Origin of the sequence: Wolbachia endosymbiont of Drosophila aff. chauvacae BK-2020 (assembly GCF_032848195.1) — a bacterium.
Taxonomy (GTDB): domain Bacteria; phylum Pseudomonadota; class Alphaproteobacteria; order Rickettsiales; family Anaplasmataceae; genus Wolbachia; species Wolbachia pipientis.
Window position 1 is genome coordinate 308,970 of sequence record NZ_CP136586.1, and the last position, 19,987, is coordinate 328,956.

Sequence of the window (19,987 nt, forward strand, 5' to 3'; positions counted from 1 at the left end):
ACAATGTAGCTATACAAATTCGACCCAGCCGGAAGTCAAGGGCACCTAAATCAAGAAACGGATTAAACGAAAAACTTACTTGACAAACTCCGCCAGCCTCCTTATCATGAAACTGAAGCTATTTATTTATCTTCTCTGTACAGATTAAATGACAAAAAAACTCAACGTATCTGGTGTCTCATGTTTAATTTTTTGCACTATGTGCACTCTATGTCTTTATCAAATTTCTAGGTTTTTACCTATACAAGCTGAAATACGCTTATAAAGCATTTAAAACATCAAAAAACGCCAACTTAAAAAATGGATAGTGAATAATTAGCTACCCTAGGGTTTCTTTTGCCTTTTTTTCTGTTTAGTAAATTTCTTAAATATTTATGACTAAAGGTTAGTTGCATTAAAAAGCAGCTAAATCGCGGTTATTAAGCGTTTAGAATAAAAAAACGCCATACTTGAAAGTATAATGTAAGTAATTAGCCAACCACGGGGCTTCTTTTGCCTTTTTTTCTGTTTAGTAAATTTCTTAAATATTTATGGCTAAACGACAATCGTCATCCCTGTAAAGGTCAAGTATCCCGCTACGTGTTAGCGGCTAAGAGATACCCGGCGGTATGACGGTTCGTGATGGCATGACGATAAGGTTCCAGTGTCAAGCGTTTGGCATGCAAATTTCCTTAAACGTTCGTAAGCTTAAAACTTTACTTTAGATCAAACTGCTGTATAGTGACTTTATAGCTTCAATTTTGTAATGAATATACCTAGTATAGAAAATTGTGATCTTCACAATAAAACCGTCTTACTCAGAGTTGACTTCAATGTTCCTATAAAAGATGGAGAAATTCGTGACGTCACTCGTATTTTGAGAGCATTGCCTACTATTCAGTATTTAGTGAATGCGAGTGCAAAGATTATTATTATATCACATTTTGGACGCCCAAAGGCCAGAGACAATAATCTGTCGCTAAAAAATGTAATTGACACTTTATCGCAGTTACTAAATAAAAAAGTGAAATTCATTGACGATTGCTTTGGTGAAAAAGTACAAAGAGCAGTAAGTGTTATGGATGCAGGAGATATAATATTACTAGAGAATCTAAGATTTTATAAAGAGGAAGAGCAAAGTGACTCAAATTTTGCCAAACAACTAGCATCTCTAGCGGATATATATGTAAATGATGCATTTTCTTGCTCTCACAGAGCTCACGCTTCTATTTCACGCATTACAGAATTTTTACCCTCTTATGCAGGGTTTTGCTTGCAAGATGAGCTAAAGTATCTTGAAAAAGCTGTATCGTTTAAAGCTAAACCTATTACTGCGATAGTTGGGGGAGCTAAAATATCAACTAAAATAAAAGTGCTTATGAAGCTAACAGAAAAGGTTAATTACCTAGTTCTAGGTGGTGCAATAGCCAATAATTTTTTGTCATTTAGCAAAGTAAATATAGGGAAATCTTTCTTTCAAAATGGTGTTGACGACCTTCTGCATAATATTCTTGAAACAGCAAATAAAAACAATTGCAAAATAGTTGTGCCAGAAGACGTTCTGGTTGCAGTAAACTCTGATTACAGCACTAGTATTTCAAGAAGAACTGAGTCCATTTTGGACGGTGATATAATTTTGGATATCGGACCACAAACTTTGAGTACAATAAGCAGTATAATAGCAAGCAGTAAGACTCTGCTGTGGAATGGACCTATTGGTGTTTTTGAACATTCAGCTTTTGCAAGCGGTACAATAGGGGTAATGAAAATCGTAAGTGACTTAACGCACAAAGGAAAGTTAACCAGCATAATAGGGGGAGGCGATAGTCTATCTGCAATAAGCGCTGCAGGCCTTGCCGATAAGGATTTTACATATGTTTCCACTGGTGGAGGAGCATTTTTAGATTGGTTAAGTGGCGATGAAATGCCGGGAGTTGCTGCTCTGCAAAAACGATTAGATTAAAACTTTTTTAAATTATTTCTTATAGGCTAGCTTTTTTGTGAACGTGATTATGTCGAAGACAGTTAAACTAATTTTGTGTTTAATAATACCAATAATAGGATTTATTTTTTATATTAAGGATCATTATTTTCACACCGGCTATGTAGAAGAAAATGTTGAAGTCAATTTTGAACCATTTTTCAGTTCACAACCAGCCACCGTTTCAGAATTAACTGACTTCGATAGAGGAGTGTTGAAAGTTTGTGGAGATTGGGGAGCACATCCAGATAAAGAAGATTTCAAAATTTTACTTAGTTGTCCGCAGCATCAAGAAGTAGTGAAAGGAATATATAAGTGATTACGCCAGATGCGGATTTGGAGTTACTTAAAGATGAACTGGCTAACATTTGGTTTACAAATAGTGGAAGTGAAAAAGAAACTATAGGGTTTGGACATATTTTTTGTGGTGAGCCAAACGATAAATTAGGTGGTATGCATTTTGTAGGTAGATATGTTGAAGCTCAAGAGGATAAATGGGCAGTTGGAATCCTGTGCAATGAATCAGATATTAAGCCGCCGGTTTATACATTTGGAATGAAATATTTGGGTAAGGATGGGGAAGTGAAAGTTAAATGCCCAAATGGATACGCATATAACCTTCATGCCGATAATTTCTGCAACTAAGGCGTTTAAGGAATTAGGAAAAGATGGAATGTGTCTATATGAAATGGAAGATGACAATTATCAATCAGCGTTTGTAAGAAAGAATGATGCTATACTCACGTTCTATCCTGACTTAACACCAAAATGTGATGATAAGAGTACTTATTGTAGTTGCGGTAAATCTTAATTTCAAAACCAATAGGGTGAACAAATGATAAAAATGCTATAGGGTGTAGCAAATCTAAATGAGTTAAAATTTTGATTAAAGGGTTTTGTGAATAATAATGAAGAAGGGCATTATTCGTCTAATAAAAGCAATTCAATACTCTTGTGAAGGAATAAAATCAGCTTTTATATCAGAAATTGCGTTCAGACAGGAGTTACTGCTTTTTATAGTATGTGTCTCAATTTTGTTTGTTTTGGATGTAAGTAATCTAGAACGTGCAGTAATGATAAGCAGCCTATTCCTGGTGTTAATTGTGGAAATTGTTAACACTGCTTTTGAAACGACAATTGAGCGTATTTCCAGTGAACAACACATACTTTCAAAAAAGGTGAAAGATCTAGGTAGTGCAGCAGTTTTTCTTTCATTAATTAACTTCCTGATAACATGGATGATAATATTGATAGGTTAATACGAATGTTATTAAGATATGTTGTCAAACTCACCAATTAAAGTTTTTATATCTTGCGGTAAATCAGAGACAAATTCCATGTATTCCTTACTTTTTGGGTGGTATAAGCCCAGTGTATAAGCATGTAGTGCTTGTCTATTGAAATTACGAATGAAACTAGAGTTTTTAGCATATTTTGTGCTTTTACTACTATTTTTTCCATAAACTTGATCACCCACTATGGAATGTCCTATGTGGCTCATGTGGACTCGAATTTGGTGTGTTCTGCCTGTCTCTAAAGTGCATTTAACGAGGCTTACTTGTCCTATAACTTTTTGCACTAAATAGTGAGTGATTGCTAATTTGCCTGTGATTTTTGTTACACACATCATTTCTTTATTACCGCGTTTGGGAGCAATGTTAGTTTTTATCGTGCCTTGCTGAGAAGATAATGTTCCCCAAACTACTGCTAAGTATTCCCGCTTTATTTTGCGATTCGATAACAATTCAGACAAAAAACTATGGGCTGCTTCATTTTTTGCAATTACCATTAGCCCACTAGTATCTTTATCGAGTCTATGAACAATTCCTGGTCTTACATTAAGGTGAGCGATAACTGCGTTCAAAAGCGTATCATTGTTTGTCCCAGCACCTGGGTGCACTGTTAATCCACTTTGTTTACTCAGAACTATAATGTCCTCATCTTCATAGACGATATTAAGTTTTATGTCATAATTAGGCTCAATTGATGTGGATATGTCAGGTTGAACGAGATGCACCACATACTCTTCATCTGGTTTTACTATGTAGTCATTATTAATTATCGGTGTGCCAAGTAATTTCACCTGCTCATTTTGTATCAATCTTTGCGCTTTGCTGCGTGATATGTTGCATTTTTCAGCTATATAGGTGTCTAACCTTAACTTCTCTTTATCATTATTAACACTTAAGGTTATTATTGAGTAATCTATAGTGATTTACCCCGCGCCATTTCCCATGCTGCTTGAACATTTGGGTCTGTAAACATTGTTGCACTAGACTCAATTTGCAGATCACCTTGTTTTTTAATATGGCAAATTGTTTGAGAGCCATCTTTCCAGTAGATTGTAACTTTATTATCAAAATCTCGTAATGTTGCCTCAACCTTTTTTTCTTTATTATCTTTTTCTTCCAGCTTAATAGATTCTAATAAATAATATAAGAATTCACTTGGTTTGCCGTTGATTTTTTCTTTCCATTCATCTGTTTTTTCTTGTTCAGATTTTTTTTGCTCTAACTTTTCCTTCTTTTGCTGCAGCTTATTTTGTTCTGCTTCCAGCTCTAACTTTCTAACTGTGTCACGTAGTTCTTTGACTTTATTTTCTAATACTAATAATTTATTAGTATTATTTCCATTGTTAGCTTCTAAATCAGGCGTACTTGGTTGAGCTTGCTTCTTTTTTATTTCTTCTAATTCATTCCTTACTACGTTTAATTGCTCCTTCAATTCCGTTTTTTCCTCTTCTGTATCCTCTTTTAACTTTTTTAGCATGCTAAGGAACTCGTTATTATTAGACTGCGTAGTTGATTGAAGCCAGCCTACAAAGCGGCTTGGTTCAAATCGTTCAATTTTATCTTCAGCAATTTTAATAGCATTCTCTAACCTAGAAAAAGTACCTTCAATATCTAGTGAATGTGCTTTTTTTGTCAATTCTTTAGTGTTGTTTAAAACTTCTGAAATTTCTGCATGTAGCCAATCTAAATCTTTTTTGATGTCTTCTCTGATTTTTTTTAGGTGATCAAGCGTTTCTTTAATGTTAATATTTGCAGGCTTTAAAAGACTATTATCAAGTAAATCGCAAGCTTTTTTAAGGTTACTGTCAAATGAGTTGCAAAGCGGACTAAGTAGTTTTTTCATTAGAGATATTAGTTCATTTTCCCTTTTACCAAGCTTATTTTCTACTACTGATACAACCATGCCCTTTCCAGACCAGTATGGAAATAGAAGACCTAAAGAACTGTGTTTTCTAATAGTATGATTTTCATGATCCACGCTATTACTTATTAGATTGCTAAGTGTTGATATGATGCATAAAAGAATAGCGACTAATAAAGCTATTAATATTATTGGAGCATTAATGGATTGTGATATTGCTGAAACTACTATAATAGTACCAAATACATATGATCCAGTAAACAAGAGAATCCTATTTCTATTTTCTGCTTCTATATCTTCTAGTATTTCTCTCTGCGTCTTAGAAATTGGTAAAACTATTGAAAGCTTTTCCCCCTTTTTATCTAAATTTGTTACAATTTCAATTTTTTTAGCTTCTTGAGCAATCTGGCTGTACTGTTCATCAACTTGATAGTTTCCTATTTTTTTATCTATTTCATTCTCTTTTATTTTTTGTGTATTTATAAAGTTTATAACAGCAGTAAATAAGAGAACTATAAGAGGAATAAAGGCAAGAGGTGCTGGCGTGAACGCAAACCCAGCAATACTTACTGTAACAGGCTGAATAGAAAAGACAGTAAATGCTATAAGAGTAGCAATGGTACTTGCTATCGATATAGTACCAGAATACTTTCTTACAGAGCTCAAAATTCTACTGGGCTGGTCAGAAAGTTTTCTAAATCCTAAAAAATCAAAATAGTCTTTGAAAGGATCTTGAGTGTCTGTAACCATAACATTTTTCTAGTTTAAACTTATTTAGGTATACGTTAACCAAACCTTAAAATCAAGTTTCTTAATTTTTCAACATGTGCCAAGGCCTATTGGAGCGCACTGTATTAATCTTTACGTAACGATTTGTTAACCAAACAGAATGTGTGCCATACGTTTCTAGATCAGCATGTTTAATAATTTTAGCGTTGCAAGCTGAATAGTCGAATTCACTTAATTGAATTGTTAAATCAACTTTATCACAATTTTCTGAAATATCTTCTTTTTTATAAGCTAGCAGCACTAATTTATTATTTCCTTTATTATATATGCAGCCATAATCGTTACACTTTAGCCTTTTATCTGAGTTATTGTATTTTTTATGATTCAAAATTTGGTTCTGCCCATTTTGCTTCGCCCATGTTTTGACAACAAAGTTCCTATTTTTTCTGGTGAGAGAATATAGTAAGTTATCACTCTCCTTTGCAGCAACATTATCAGCATTTATCAAGATATCAGGAGTTCTATACATAGCACTAGAGAAAATACCCAGCACAATAAAGAAAATTCCGAAGAAACGCCAATTTCTTTCCCACAAGCACAGCCACAATAACCCAAATGTTATTATAATAATTGATGAGGCAGGAAAAGTACGAATGGGAATAACCAAATACTGAAGACTAGCGATTGCATTTGTTATATACAAAATGCTGTCAATTGGGCGCTCTATAAATGGCGCTATAATCCATTCAACACCCAAAGGAATCAACAAAACATAGATTATTCCAAGTGGAATAATAATTAATGTAACTATTGGTATAGCAACTAAATTTGTGATAATGCCACTAATTGAAAAATAATTAAAATTATATATCGTATACGGAACAGTTGCTAAACTTGCTATTACTGAGCTGATCATCATCGACACAAAATATTTCATTATTTTTATTTTGAACAACTTATTAGCATTAATTTGATAACTGGCAACCAGTGCCAAAACAGCAGAAAATGACATCTGAAAGCCAGGCTTTAAAATTGCTTCTGGTTCTACTGAGAGTATCACTGAAGCAGCAAACGCAATTGCTATTAACCCTCGATATTTTCTCTCTATCATTATTGCAACGAGTACTAAAATCACCATAATGTAGGCACGCTGAGCAGAAATTTGCATACCGGTAATCAATAAATAAAACGTGGTTGGCAAGATAGTAAGGAATGCAGATATTTTCTTGGTGTTATACTTAAGAGTCAAAGTTTCAGATATTGCGAATAAATTACGAAACACTACAAAAAACAGACCAGCAACAAATGATAAATGCAAACCAGATATGGCAAACAAATGTGCTATACCTGAATCTCGTATCGCGTCCATAGTTTTTTGATCTATGCCATCTTTTTTACCGATCAGTAATGCAGAGATTATATCCGCATGTGGTTTTTTGATATTTTGCTGCAGGTTTTCATAAATGTATTGACGGAAAGATTCTATATACTCTAGAAATTGCCTTGCTTCAGCCTTTTTGTGTAGGGCTATTTTGCTTGTTGCAAAACCTGTTGCACTTATTTTCTGGTAATATGCTATTCTTGCAAAATCGTATGCATACTCCGAAGGTGCAATCTTTAGAGGGAAGAGTTTTGCTGATAATTTTACTTGATCGCCTATTTTAATGCCTTTTTCCACTTTGGTTCTAACTGATATTCTGATGTTATCTAGAGCTCTATCCGGTGTCATTCCAGCGCGTGACGCTGGAATCCATATCTTTTTTTTCTGGATCCCAGTATCAAGTACTGGGATGACAAAAGGGGGCACTGGAATGACAAAAGGGGGCGCTGGGATGACAGGAGAGGATTTTGAGATAGTAGGGGATTTTCCAACAGAAAGCAGAAATTGTTTATATGAGCCCCTGTCGTTAATATCCTTCACTGTGGCAACGATATTTTTTACATACCTCTCTTTATCAAGAATTTGAGTATCAACTAAAGCTGTTCTTAATTTACTGGCTGTAAATCCTATGAGCACTGCAATTAAAGCAATGCATAATATTGCGTACTTTCTGTATAATATTGCAATCAAAATTAGTGTGGGTAAAAGCAAAAGAAAAATAGATATGCAGCTTGGTTCAAAACTTAGGGAAAAATATGTTAAAATTCCTGCACACTGAAGAACAGGAAACCACAGTATCAAGTTATATTGTTCATTGCGCAGATTGTTACGTATATAACTAACTATTATGTCAAGAAAAGTTAATAAGTGTGTCGATATTTGCATGTGGTGAAATTTTATTTTTCTTTTTTCATTATTTGTATATATAATAACTAAATAAGCAACGACGCGGGATGGAGCAGCTCGGTAGCTCGTCAGGCTCATAACCTGAAGGTCGTAGGTTCAAATCCTACTCCCGCAACCATTTTTAAGGATATAGTTGTTCCACTTTCCAATCGCTTCCCTCAACAAGAGTGTATCTAAATCTAATATGCTTCCTATATTCACCTTCTTGCCAAAATTCAATTACTTTTGGGATTACGCAAAATCCCACCCAAAAATCAGGACGAGAAACTTGTGTATTGTGAAATTCTTTTTCCTTCAATTTTATAGCTTGCTCAAAATCTTGCCAATCTTTCAGAATGCTCGATTGTTTTGAGCACCATGCGCTAATTTGACTACCCAGCGCTCGAGAAGAGAAGTATTTGTCAGTTCTTTCATCGTTTAGAAGTTTAACCTCTCCTTCAATTCGCACTTGCCTAGCAAATTCTATCCAATGAAACACTAACGCAGCTTTGGGGTTCTCAGTCAATTCTTTCCCTTTTTTACTGTTTACGTTAGTGAAAAACACAAAACCTTCTTTGCTATATTCCTTTAGTAATACCACTCTTGCAGATGGAATACAGTCTTTGCTACAAGTTGCTAGCGTCATTGCAGTTGGTTGTTCACACGGAGAATTAAGTACTGCTTTGTACCACTTTGAAAACAAATCAAATGGATCTTTTTCAAGTGAAAATATCATATCAAAAAATAAAATCTTAATTCTGGCACGCGTTGCAAAAATAAGTGCTACGGCCATTTTGTCGTATAAGTGTTATGATATTATTGCAAATCTTGCAAGGTTTTTGAACTTTACCATATACGTAAAAGTTATTTTGAAAGTATCCAGCAGATCCAGATGGCTGTGCATAATCTTTCAGTGTTGAACCACCTGCAGCAATTGCATCACTCAGAGTATTTTTTATTTCAGCAGCAAGTTTTTCGCACTCTCTATAGGTCAAGTTTTTTGCTGACCTGAGTGGTGATATACGGGCTCTAAACAAGCTCTCAGAAGCATATATGTTGCCTACGCCAACTATTGATTTATTGTCCATTAACGCTGATTTGATATTCACTTTTTTGTTTTTCAGCAACTCCTGTAAATAGTCTCCACTGAATTCATCCGTGAGGGGCTCTATTCCAAAATCGCTAAAAAAATCCGTTTCTTGTTCTTTATTTAAAACGATAACTAATCCAAATCTTCTTGGGTCATTAAAAATTATTGAAGTATTGTCAGAAAATAAAAATACCACGTGATCATGCTTATTCCGCATTTGATCGTGGTCAGCATATATAAGCTTTCCGCTCATGCCAAGATGTATGATTACAGCCACACTACCATCTGTATTCCAGATGGTATACTTACCTCTACGCTTGATGTTACGTATGACTTTGCCCTTTAGCATATCATCAATATTTTTTGTTATTGGGGCACGTAAATTCCAATTATTCACTATAACATTACTGATTTGCTTGTTTTTAATTTTATCAAGCAAAAAATTAGAGATTACTTCCACTTCCGGTAGTTCTGGCATGATACCTCCTTCAAAACTTAAGTTTCTGATGGTAATTTTGTCGTTCTCAAATACATTCGAGTATTCTGCGGTGCTTTCTCCTAAAAATTCCTCACCACAAACGAGTTTTGAAAGGGTTCTCTGTCTACTCTGTTGCTGCTTTTTTCTTTTCAAAATATTTTGCTTTAAAGCTTTCGCTAATCTTTTTTTCTCCTCTTCTTTTTCCTTATTCTTTTTTGTGTTATTCATTATCATAATATATAAACTTGCCGTTGTAGCTCAGGTGGTAGAGTACGTCATTGGTAATGACGAGGTCCCAAGTTCGAGTCTTGGTAACGGCACACTGATTATACTTATAATATTGCATAACTTGTAAGCAAGGCTTAGAAGAAAGTTACAGAGGTAAGTTGTCATGCTTTTTCCATATCCTTTCTACCTTCTTGTTTTTGAGTAGCTCTAATGCTTTACAAAAGTGATACCTTGTTTTACTTGGCACTATAATGTCATCAATGTATCCATATGATGCAGCAAAAAATGGGTTAGCAAATTTTTCTTTATATTCTTTAATTAACGTTTGCTGATCTTTTTCGTGTCGAAATATAATCTCAACTGCACTTTCAGGGCCCATCACAGCTATTTCAGCAGTTGGCCAGGCATAATTTATATCACCTTTTAGATGTTTCGAATTCATAACAATGTATGCACCACCATACGCTTTTCTAGTGATAAGGCTAATTTTCGGCACGGTCGCTTCAGCGTAAGCGTAAAGCAGTTTCGCTCCGTGTTGTATTATATTATTGTATTCTTGATTTGTACCCGGCAAAAATCCTGGAACATCAATAAGTGTGATGATCGGAATGTTAAATGCGTCACAAAACCTTACAAACCTCGCAGCTTTTCTTGAAGAATCAATATCCAAACATCCTGCAAGGTGCATAGGTTGATTTGCAACAATACCGACAGTATTTCCTCCAATTCTACCAAAACCAGTTATGATATTACGAGCAAAATCAGGTTTCAGTTCAAAGAAATTCCTTTCATCACAAACTTTTTCAATGAGTTCATACATATCATAAGGAGTATTAGGATTGGTAGGAATTAGAGTGTTTAAGGATTCATCAATGTCGTCAACATCATTACAGATTGGTGCAGATTTTGGTGATTCTTGATTATTTGCTGGTAAGAAAGTAAAGAATTCACGCATTTTTAGCAGCATTTCAACATCATTATTGAATGCAAAATCCGCTACTCCTGTTTTGCTTGTATGAATTTTTGCTCCACCGAGGTCTTCGAAACTTACATCTTCGTAGGTAACCTTTTTTACTACATCTGGCCCGGTTATAAACATATATGAACTGTTTTTCACCATGAAAGTAAAGTCAGTTAATGCTGGGGAATAAACTGCACCTCCTGCACATGGGCCCATAATTAAAGAAATTTGTGGTATAACACCCGATGCATTTACGTTTCTTTGAAAAATTTCTCCATAACCAGCAAGAGAATTTACTCCTTCCTGAATTCTGGCTCCACCAGAATCATTTAGTCCGATAATTGGAACTCTGGCATTAATTGCCATATCCATAATTTTGCATATTTTTTTTGCATGTGACGCACCAAGTGAACCACCAAAGACAGTAAAATCCTGAGAATAAACAAAAACTTTTCTGCCATAAATAGTACCATGACCAATCACTACCCCATCACCTAAAAAATTAGCATTTTGCATGCCAAAATCATTTGCATGATGTTTTACGAATTTATCGTATTCTGCAAAAGAACTTTCATCGAGCAATATACTGAGCCTTTCTCTAGCAGTTAATTTCCCTTTTTCATGTTGTTTGGTAATCCTGTCAGAACCGCCTCCTTTTTCAGCTTCTAGTGCTTTGGTTTTTAGATTTTCTAGTATTTTAAAGTCTTGCATACAATAAAGTAGTTTTCAAATTAGTTGTAGACTTTATTAAGTTTACAAACCCTACTAACTATACACATACACTATTGCTATATGCAACAATGTATGTATGATAATTGTTAATGCTCTGGTGATTCATGGTCACTACTTTGAAAATGTTGCGATGTGTCAACTCTTTTCATATTAGAAAGAGGTGGACTAACTGCACTGCTTTTCGTTTGTGCAAAACTTTTAGCAGCTTCAACAACCTTGCTTATACGAGGTTCTTTTTCTAGCTCTTTTAGGTACTTTGAGAAGATTTCACAACTTTTGTCATCCATATGTACCATTATTTTACCAAAACTTTCAGCTTTTTCAGAAGATAAAATCATTTCGATCTTTTCATCGCCTACCCTAAAGGTCATTTTTACTTTGCCTTGCATATCATGATATTGCCAGCTTTTTATTCAGATTAGATTATCTCCTTCTCCTATTCGCAATGCACCATATTCTAAGTCCTTAAATTCCGGGGAGTTCATAAATTTTGCAGGAGTGATCACACTTTTTTCTGGACACTGTACATAATAAAATTTATTATCTCTTTCTACTATAATTCCTTTTTTTTTGTCATTTTCAATACTATCACTTACAATTTGTTTTAGACGTGACAAATATTCGCCGCGTTCTTTCAGTATATCTTCTGGCAATAATCTCCGAACTTCTTGGCTCACATCAGTGCCTGTTGAAACTAGATTAAACATTTCTAACATAAGAGGCCGTAGTTTTTCTTTTCCAGTCTCAGTAACATTTTTATCTTGCTCCATGAGGTGGTATAAGATCAGTATCGAATAATCTATTATTGATGACTTTTTTCTCCTTGGAATACATCAACACTAAACATGACCTTGTGCTTTTTTGCATCGTCTATAGATTTTTGAAGTCTCTTTGCTATGTTTTCGATAGCTTCATCATTAGGTAAGTGTTCAGGCAATGGCGTCAACTTAAGGAAAAATATCAGCGATAGTATATAAAATTTCTCTCTAAATTTTTTATCATTAAATTATCCAAAGAGTGCAAGGGACAGCACTTTTGTTTCTATTTTATTGCAACAAAAAAGTTTAAAATGTGTCTTTTTTAGGTGAGGCATGCAAAAAGGAAAAGATCTTATCTTACAAATTAAAAATGCAATATACTCGAAAACTTTTCAGAAAATCCATTGTGTTGAGTTTTACACGAACAAGAAAACTTCCTTTTTCGACAGTATTTTCTATGATTTTAAAGTTAGTTAAAAAAAGTTTGGGAATAGAATGTGAACTTATGGAGCCATTGACATGTACCCTCAAAGCAAGCTTTTTCTAAAGCAAGGTATAAGATTTGCCATACAGGCTTTCAAGAATCTAAGCATCCAAACAGCCTATCAGGATGAACCTGAGTTGGAGAGGCTATAGACTTATTGCAGCAGATGGTTCTGGTATGAGATTACCCAGCTCTGGGGAAATTGTATCCGAGTTTGAACCAAATGGAACAACAGGCACCATTGGCAATTTGTTTGTTGATTTGTGTACTTCATTGATTTGCAGTGCTCGTCTTGCAGCTTGGAATATAGGTGAACAAACGTTGGCGGCAGAGCAATTACCCGAAGTTATCACTCAAATGCGTTTATTAAATCAAGAGAAATTATTATTTATCTATGATCGTCTTCAGTAAAATTCATTCAGCAGCATTATAATTTGGAAGTAGATTTTATTTTTCGCTTGCAAAAAAGAAATTATAGTAAGCTATGGGAACGCTGGCGAATTAGATTTTGATTTTATATTAGAAAATGAAAAGCTAAAAAATAAAATGAAAGGACAGAAAGTAAGAGTTATAGTGCTGACATTGGCCAACTGAGAAACAGAGTTTTTGACCGAGACTTTGGAGCAAAGCTTATGTGTTAAGGTGGCACATAGAGGAGTGCTATAAACGACTCAAAGTAGGAGCAGAGTTAGAGAATTTTTCTGGAGAGGCTGTATTACAAGAATTTTGGGCAAACTTGGTCATGTGCAATATATTATCGCTTCATATGTGTGATGCACAAGGGCCTTGGAACCCAGATCAAATTACTGATACCAATTCCCACTGCACAATAAACGGATAGATAACAATGGAAAAAAAGCCATACTATTGCCTTTCTTTCTCACTCCACAATTAAATAACTCTACAATATCGCTTATTTGATTCACTAATAATGAGAATTGGTATGAGTATCGTTTAAATTTCTCAGTTTTATTTGGTGTAATGAGGCAGAAACTCTATCAGGTACTTATTGCGCCAAAAAACTTTCAAGCCCTTTTTAAGTATACGCGCTAAAGTTAAAATCCGACCGGGACAGCCGCAATAAAGTAGATAAGCCTAAACGCCATCATGTCTTTAGGAGAGTTTGCTAATGAAAGTTCTTAAGTTGACGCCATTGGCTGAACGGATACGGAATGACATCATCCTTTTTTCTGGATTCCAGACTGGAATGACACCTCTGGACACTTCCGTCGTAAAGGAACCAGTGTCAGCTACTCGGATGACACCTTTTTTCTACTTAGTTTGGGTTATGCAAGAAGTCTAATGAAGTGAAAATAAATTTATTTACCAAAATAGAGTTGCCTTGGTCTACAGATCTTAGTTTCTTTATCATTTATCATTTCATACCACTGAGTAACCCAACCAGTGGTTCTTGCAAGTGCAAAAATAGGCGTGAACATATTTGAGGGGATATCAATAGCATTCATTATTATACCTGAGTAAAAATCAACATTTGGATATAACTTACGCACGATAAAATATTCATCCTTTAAAGCTATTTCTTCAAGTTTTTTTGCAATTTTAAGCAGTTCATTATTTTGTTCTAGTTTACTTAGAACCTCATGGCAAGCGCCTTCCAATATACGCGCGCGCGGATCATAATTTTTATAAACACGATGTCCAAATCCCATCAATTTAAATGGATCTTTATCATCTTTAGCTTTTTCGATGAATTTATCTATATCTTCACTTTGCTCTATCTCTTTTAGCATATTTATAACTGCCTCATTAGCTCCACCATGTGCTGGTCCCCAAAGTGTAGCAACTCCTGCAGAGAGGCTTGCAAACAGATTAGAACCAGCCGATCCCACCAATCTGACAGCCGCCGTAGAAGCATTCTGTTCATGATCAGCATGGAGAGTAAATATTTTATCCAGAGCTTTTGCAAAAAGGGCGCTTTTATCATTATCAACAGCATCGCCAAATATCATCTTTAAGAAATTTTCACTGTAACTTAATTCATTGTTAGCATTTATGAATTCCTGATTGTTGATATGCCTATAAATCATTGCAATAATTGTGGAAACTTGCGCTATTGCAGAAATTCCAAAATCTAGGTCTTCACCATTGACATTGTTGCCATGCTTTTCATGATAAGATGCTGACAAACTTGCAAAACATGCAACTAAGATTGACATAGGGTGAGCAGTTTTTGGAAATGCTTTAATTACATTTGTAACTTGCTCTGATACTTTGGATGATTCTTGTATTTTGAGAAGAAATTTTTTGTGTTGCTCTGAACTGGGTAATTCACCATAGAGCAATAAATAAATCACAGCAGTAAAATTATTATTCTCTGCCAAATCAGCTATATTATGTCCCCTATATTTAAGAACTCCTTCATCTCCATCAATGAATGTAATTGTAGAAGAGCATGAAGCTGTAGAAATAAACCCTGGATCGTAAGTGAATAATCCTGTCATCTTATATAAATCCTTGATATTTAACACATCAGGACCTGTTGTTCCGCTTAATACAGGTAGCTCGATTTTTAATCCATTACTTAGTTCTAATAGCACTTTTTTATCCATCACTTAAGCTACTTAAATTTTATACAGAATATACAAACTGAGGAGTATATATTAATACAGTTAACTTTACATTAACCGTATTAAGCGGTCATCAATGCTTTTACTTTTGCATTTAAGCGACTTATTTTACGCGCAGCGGTATTCCTATGAATAACACCTTTATTCACACACTTGTGTAAATTAGATTCAGCATTCCGAAATGCCAGAACAACATTTTCTTTGTCGCCAGACTTGATTATATCAACCAAATTTCTAATAGCAGTGCGAGTTTTACTTTTCCACATCTTATTTATTAAAGTGCGCTTTGCTATTACCTTTATCATTTTTTTAGCACTCTTATGATTTGCCATATATTAATACCTAAAATACTGTACTTTTCTTTTAATTATAAAGTTTTTTTGTTAATTTGCAATATCAGTTTTTCCTATGGTTAATCTACTGCTTCTCTCTTCAATAATTTTTTCTAAACTTTGCAAGAATTCATTTTTGTTTAACCCAGGATATATTGGGGGCAATATTTCTATTACTGCCTTTCCGGGATTCTTTCTCAGAGAAAGTATGCTTTTTGGCCAAAACAAACCAGTGTTTAAAGCAACCGGTAACACAGGAACAGATAATACGCTATATAAAGCAGCAATACCTGGTTGATATTTTATATTTTGGTTTATAGTTGTTCTTGTACCTTCAGGAAATATTATTATGCTTCTATTTTCTTTTATACGCATTTTTGCTAGTTTGATTATATGGCGTATAGAACTGATACCATCTGAACGGTTAATAAAAATCATTTTCAGCGCTATAAGATGCAAACCAATGAATGGAATCCATTTCAATTCACGTTTTAAAATAAAAACCGCTTTTCTAAATAGTAGTATAAAAATAAATGTTTCAAATGGAGATTGGTGTTTAGATGCAATGATAAAAGGTTGCTTAGGGATGTTTTCCATTCCCCTCACTTCATATTTAATGCCACATAATAAACGCAGCATGAATAATACAACTCTCACCGAACAGACGAGGAAAATGGTTATTACACACTCAGAAAAGAAAATTACAGGGAGAGTAATGAAAGTATAGAATACCTCCCATAATATAAGAAAGAAATTAAACAATAAACTTGAAATCACAAACTCACATAAATTTATTTAAATTTAACTTTATTACAAATTAAAAACAATAAATTTAATTATTGATCATCTGAGTAATAGGATGCGAATCAGCTAATTTGTCCTTTAACTTTTCGTTAGCAATATGAGTATATATTTGTGTTGTAGAAAGGCTAGTATGGCCAAGAACTTTCTGTATCAACACAATATTTGCTCCGCTATTTAGTAGATGGGTAGCAAAAGAATGCCTAACCACGTGTGGAGAGATCTTATTTTCATCAATATTGCATTTTCTTGCCAACTCCTTCATTAATTGACCGACCCTCTGCCTTGTAATTGGTTTATTAGGTTTATCACCTGGGAATAGCCAATCGGATTCCTTTTCTTTAGAGATCAGGTTATCACGAACTGATAAATAATTTCTAAGGCTCTGCAATGCTTGTTCATTAAAAAGAATTTGCCTCTCTCTACCACTTTTTCCTTTTATTATTATATAGCATTCTTTGTTATTACTGTTTATTAAATGTGACACTTCACATAATTTCATACTAATTAGTTCAGAAACACGCATTCCAGAAGAGTAAAGGATATCTAAAATCGCACATAGCCTTTTACTGCTTATTTCTTTATTCGATTCGCTTGCTGATTTTCTCACTGTGTCCATTAGCAAAAATATTTCTTCGACACTTAAATACTTAGGCAAAGGACGAGAAACTTTTGGATTCTTTAATTCAGCATCATTAGCCGGCGCTGGATTAAAATCTATTATTCCGTCATTAAATAGACACTTGTAAAAATTTTTCATAGCGGATATTTTTCTTGATATAGAGCTACTTTTATATTTTTTTTGTGTACATAAAGATTTCACATAATCTTTAATATTGGTTTTGTTTACACCAACCAAGGTAGTGCCGCTTTCCAATAAAAATTCTTCAAACTGGTGTAAATCCGAACGATAACTTTCCAGAGTATTTTGTGCAGCGGACCTCTCTGAAGCTAAAGCATCTATGTAATATGTTATGTAAAGATTTTCTTTTTTATTTTGCGACTGTTTATTTTTCATTATCAGTTCCTATATTTATTTCTTTGGCTATAATTTGATTAGAAGTGTTCCCTGTGTTTCTTATGAGAAAATATGAGACAAATAAAGCATTTATCAATAGAGTGAACATCACAAACTTTTGCTTTAACCTTTTTCTTAAATTTAATCTTACTCTTATCATAGTTAAATTATAACGTTAAATCTATAAAAAACACCTTATAAAGTGAGCTCTACTATAAATATAGAATACTTCTTAGCTGTATCTATCTATATTTATTATAACATAACATTGATTATAATTCTAACATGGACAGGTAGAGATTCCAATTACGTTAGTGTTATGGGTGTTAATAAATTTTTAATATACACCTTTACAAAAGAAGAAATCAAATGGCATCTTTTTTTAATAAAGTGCTAATAAAAGGAACGGTCACATTTGACCCTATAGATTCATTATCTATCTTTTCTATAATTTTATCAATGCTATAGAAAGAACGTTCTATTCTTGCTAAAATATAATTAATCACTTTTAAATCAATTTTTAACTGTTTATCTGAAAATCGTTTTATTAGCATAATTCTTAATAATTCCTCGCTTGCAGGCAAAATTTTTACGCTGATAGTTGATAATATTCGAGAACTTAAATCTCTTAGTTTGAAGTTAAGCTTTTTTGGTGAAATTGAAGAAGTGATTAGCAGCCTCTTGTCGTTTTCTTTCATGTAATTGTAACAATGTAATAACATGGCTTCATCTTTAATGTTTTGTACGTCTTCTAAAATAAAAGCATCGCTATACCTAATCTCGCTTACGAAGTTATTCACATTGATAAAGATTGCATCGTTTATTGATTGCCAAATATGAGCAAGATGAGTTTTACCGGAGCTTTTAGGTCCAAAAAGAATCAGACATTTCCAAGATAAATCATTAACTACCGAATTATATACGTGCTTATTTTCATCTAAGATGATGTAATTTTGCCGGCTATAATCAGCTTGATTGTTGTTAAATAAATTTAATTGCACGTTGAACCTCTTACGTAACCTCTTTCTGGTAGTAATTTTTGCGCAGAAATTTACTTACGCTCCTCAAATGTGTCAGGTATTCTGGGCTCATTTCTCCTCTTACCATAAATTGATTATGCAAAAGGTCTGTTAGCCGTTTTTATAAAGCTCACTTTTAAAATATTTATTGATTGCATATTCTACTGATACATTGAACATTGCTATTATTGGAATAAAAAGTAATATACCTGTAAATCCAAAATATGAAGCGCATATAGTAATTCCCAGAATAATTACAGTTGGATGTATATGAACTTTTTTTCCTATTAATAAAGGAACTAATATATTTGAATCTATTAATTGTCCAACACCAAATAATAGCAAAACAGCAGCACTTTCAAACCATCCACTAAATTGAGTGATAGCGCTCAAAAACCCAATAATGGTATATAATAATGGCCCTACGTAAGGTATGAACGTTAACATTCCTGATAAAATTCCAATAACAATAGAGTGTTCCAATCCAATTATGCTCAGACTCACAGAGTAAAAGACCATCATGACAATACATACATTTACCTGCCCCTTTAGATAATTAGATATAATGAAATCCACTTTGGAAAAATAATCTGCAATTTTTCCTCTGTAAGGAATAGGGATTAATTTACTAGCTTTTTCTATAATTAAAGGCCAATCACGTAATATATAGAAAAACACTACAGGAGTAATCACCATTAATGATACCGTGTTAAAGCTTGAACTTAACACTTGGATTATAAAGTTACTAGCAATATCAAGAGCATTCATGAAATAAGATACATAGTTGCTGTAATTTTCTGCTAGATTTTTAGATAAATGATCAAATAAGCTATCCTCGATTTTCATATTAAGAAATTCTAATACAGAGGGGATTACTTTAAACTTTAATGAAGGCACTTTACTCACTAAGAAATTTAATATTGAAGTAATTTGAACATATATAATAGGTAAAACAAATGTTATGACTAGTATAAAAGCTATTAATAAAATAAGTATTATAAAAATTACAGAACATGAACGTGGTATTCTATACTTTTCAAACTTGACTACTAGCGGATTAAACAAATATGCAATAATAATAGATATTAAACATGGAAAAATCATAGGACGCATCAGGAATAACATCCCTATTATAAAAAGCAGTATGAAACAAATAGTTATATGACGTTTTTGCATGTGTTTAGCATAGCTAATTTACTGAAAAATATGCAATTTATTTTTCCTATGTTGAAAGTATTTTACGATTTGTAATACTATCATTTTTTACTAAAATTTAGTTGTTTAATCCGCAGGCAAAGATAGATTTTGAGCTCTCTAAATATCTCTTTTGCTATTATAATTATGCTAGTTAATAGGGGAAGTAACTTTTATATGATGTCAGAAATTTTAT

At 33.6% G+C, this 19,987-nt stretch carries 17 protein-coding genes, 2 tRNA genes and 3 pseudogenes; 8 read left to right on the top strand and 14 right to left on the bottom strand.

Annotated elements, in window-relative coordinates; genetic code table 11:
* Window positions 1-745: 745 nt before the first annotated feature.
* From R0F62_RS01580 to R0F62_RS01600, 3 genes and pseudogenes are all read left to right on the top strand, one after another.
* Window positions 746-1,942, top strand: coding sequence for a phosphoglycerate kinase (locus R0F62_RS01580; protein ID WP_010963073.1), 1,197 nt, complete (start codon window positions 746-748; stop codon window positions 1,940-1,942).
* 49 nt (window positions 1,943-1,991) lie between these two features.
* A pseudogene (locus R0F62_RS06730) lies at window positions 1,992-2,771 on the top strand (EndoU domain-containing protein).
* 97 nt (window positions 2,772-2,868) lie between these two features.
* Window positions 2,869-3,219, top strand: a complete 351-nt coding sequence (locus R0F62_RS01600) for a diacylglycerol kinase (RefSeq protein WP_007549043.1) — start codon at window positions 2,869-2,871, stop codon at window positions 3,217-3,219.
* Window positions 3,220-3,230: 11 nt separating this feature from the next.
* Here the strand turns inward: R0F62_RS01600 and R0F62_RS01605 are convergent, their stop codons facing one another.
* The 3 genes from R0F62_RS01605 to R0F62_RS01615 all read right to left on the bottom strand — a co-directional run bounded on the left by R0F62_RS01605 (window position 3,231) and on the right by R0F62_RS01615 (window position 8,108).
* Window positions 3,231-4,175: an RluA family pseudouridine synthase gene (locus R0F62_RS01605; protein ID WP_038227940.1), complete on the bottom strand. Its 945-nt coding sequence runs from the start codon at window positions 4,173-4,175 to the stop codon at window positions 3,231-3,233.
* Window positions 4,166-5,863, bottom strand: a complete 1,698-nt coding sequence (locus R0F62_RS01610) for a hypothetical protein (protein WP_274978967.1) — start codon at window positions 5,861-5,863, stop codon at window positions 4,166-4,168. Before R0F62_RS01610 ends, R0F62_RS01605 begins: the two co-directional genes overlap by 10 nt.
* A gap of 61 nt (window positions 5,864-5,924) precedes the next feature.
* Entirely contained in the window at window positions 5,925-8,108 is a 2,184-nt protein-coding gene (locus R0F62_RS01615) for a ComEC/Rec2 family competence protein (protein ID WP_274978968.1), read from the bottom strand.
* Window positions 8,109-8,170: 62 nt separating this feature from the next.
* Here R0F62_RS01615 and R0F62_RS01620 point away from each other — a divergent pair.
* A tRNA-Met gene (locus tag R0F62_RS01620) sits at window positions 8,171-8,247 on the top strand.
* Window positions 8,248-8,250: 3 nt separating this feature from the next.
* Here R0F62_RS01620 and pdxH read toward each other — a convergent pair.
* Together pdxH and mutM are read right to left on the bottom strand one after the other, a co-directional pair.
* The gene (pdxH, locus tag R0F62_RS01625) at window positions 8,251-8,844 is read right to left on the bottom strand and encodes a pyridoxamine 5'-phosphate oxidase (RefSeq protein WP_022626142.1); all 594 of its coding nucleotides are present in this window, start codon (window positions 8,842-8,844) and stop codon (window positions 8,251-8,253) included.
* A gap of 16 nt (window positions 8,845-8,860) precedes the next feature.
* Complete coding sequence (mutM, locus tag R0F62_RS01630; RefSeq protein ID WP_010963068.1) at window positions 8,861-9,676, bottom strand: bifunctional DNA-formamidopyrimidine glycosylase/DNA-(apurinic or apyrimidinic site) lyase; 816 nt, start codon at window positions 9,674-9,676, stop codon at window positions 8,861-8,863.
* A gap of 247 nt (window positions 9,677-9,923) precedes the next feature.
* On the opposite strand from mutM, the gene R0F62_RS01635 reads away from it, so the two are divergent.
* Window positions 9,924-9,996, top strand: a tRNA-Thr gene (locus R0F62_RS01635).
* 53 nt (window positions 9,997-10,049) lie between these two features.
* Here R0F62_RS01635 and R0F62_RS01640 read toward each other — a convergent pair.
* From R0F62_RS01640 to R0F62_RS01650, 3 genes are all read right to left on the bottom strand, one after another.
* Window positions 10,050-11,576 carry an acyl-CoA carboxylase subunit beta gene (locus R0F62_RS01640; protein ID WP_015589410.1) on the bottom strand — a complete coding sequence of 509 codons (1,527 nt, stop codon included), beginning with the start codon at window positions 11,574-11,576 and terminating at the stop codon, window positions 10,050-10,052.
* Between the two features lie 107 nt (window positions 11,577-11,683).
* Window positions 11,684-11,986, bottom strand: a complete 303-nt coding sequence (locus R0F62_RS01645; RefSeq protein WP_010963066.1) for a hypothetical protein — start codon at window positions 11,984-11,986, stop codon at window positions 11,684-11,686.
* A 24-nt stretch (window positions 11,987-12,010) separates the two neighbouring features.
* Window positions 12,011-12,304 (bottom strand): hypothetical protein, encoded by a 294-nt coding sequence (locus tag R0F62_RS01650; RefSeq protein ID WP_317051396.1) that lies wholly within the window; start codon window positions 12,302-12,304, stop codon window positions 12,011-12,013.
* A gap of 384 nt (window positions 12,305-12,688) precedes the next feature.
* On the opposite strand from R0F62_RS01650, the pseudogene R0F62_RS01655 reads away from it, so the two are divergent.
* From R0F62_RS01655 to R0F62_RS01665, 3 genes and pseudogenes are all read left to right on the top strand, one after another.
* Window positions 12,689-13,647: pseudogene (locus R0F62_RS01655) on the top strand (transposase); the annotation flags it as partial.
* Between the two features lie 137 nt (window positions 13,648-13,784).
* A pseudogene (locus R0F62_RS01660) lies at window positions 13,785-13,969 on the top strand (IS4-like element ISWosp8 family transposase); the annotation flags it as partial.
* Complete coding sequence (locus R0F62_RS01665) at window positions 13,969-14,142, top strand: hypothetical protein (protein ID WP_316659922.1); 174 nt, start codon at window positions 13,969-13,971, stop codon at window positions 14,140-14,142. The pseudogene R0F62_RS01660 and the gene R0F62_RS01665, both read left to right, overlap by 1 nt.
* Window positions 14,143-14,158: 16 nt before the next feature.
* On the opposite strand, the gene R0F62_RS01670 is transcribed toward R0F62_RS01665, so the two are convergent.
* The 6 genes from R0F62_RS01670 to R0F62_RS01695 form a co-directional block, all read right to left on the bottom strand.
* Window positions 14,159-15,409, bottom strand: coding sequence for a citrate synthase (locus R0F62_RS01670; protein WP_274979123.1), 1,251 nt, complete (start codon window positions 15,407-15,409; stop codon window positions 14,159-14,161).
* An 80-nt stretch (window positions 15,410-15,489) separates the two neighbouring features.
* Window positions 15,490-15,759, bottom strand: a complete 270-nt coding sequence (gene rpsT, locus R0F62_RS01675; RefSeq protein ID WP_274979122.1) for a 30S ribosomal protein S20 — start codon at window positions 15,757-15,759, stop codon at window positions 15,490-15,492.
* A gap of 51 nt (window positions 15,760-15,810) precedes the next feature.
* Window positions 15,811-16,536 (bottom strand): lysophospholipid acyltransferase family protein, encoded by a 726-nt coding sequence (locus R0F62_RS01680; RefSeq protein ID WP_010963063.1) that lies wholly within the window; start codon window positions 16,534-16,536, stop codon window positions 15,811-15,813.
* A gap of 55 nt (window positions 16,537-16,591) precedes the next feature.
* Window positions 16,592-17,578: a site-specific tyrosine recombinase gene (locus tag R0F62_RS01685; RefSeq protein ID WP_274979121.1), complete on the bottom strand. Its 987-nt coding sequence runs from the start codon at window positions 17,576-17,578 to the stop codon at window positions 16,592-16,594.
* Between the two features lie 365 nt (window positions 17,579-17,943).
* The gene (locus R0F62_RS01690; RefSeq protein ID WP_006280257.1) at window positions 17,944-18,579 is read right to left on the bottom strand and encodes a DnaA ATPase domain-containing protein; all 636 of its coding nucleotides are present in this window, start codon (window positions 18,577-18,579) and stop codon (window positions 17,944-17,946) included.
* A gap of 129 nt (window positions 18,580-18,708) precedes the next feature.
* Window positions 18,709-19,773 carry an AI-2E family transporter gene (locus R0F62_RS01695; protein WP_010963061.1) on the bottom strand — a complete coding sequence of 355 codons (1,065 nt, stop codon included), beginning with the start codon at window positions 19,771-19,773 and terminating at the stop codon, window positions 18,709-18,711.
* Window positions 19,774-19,987: the final 214 nt, after the last annotated feature.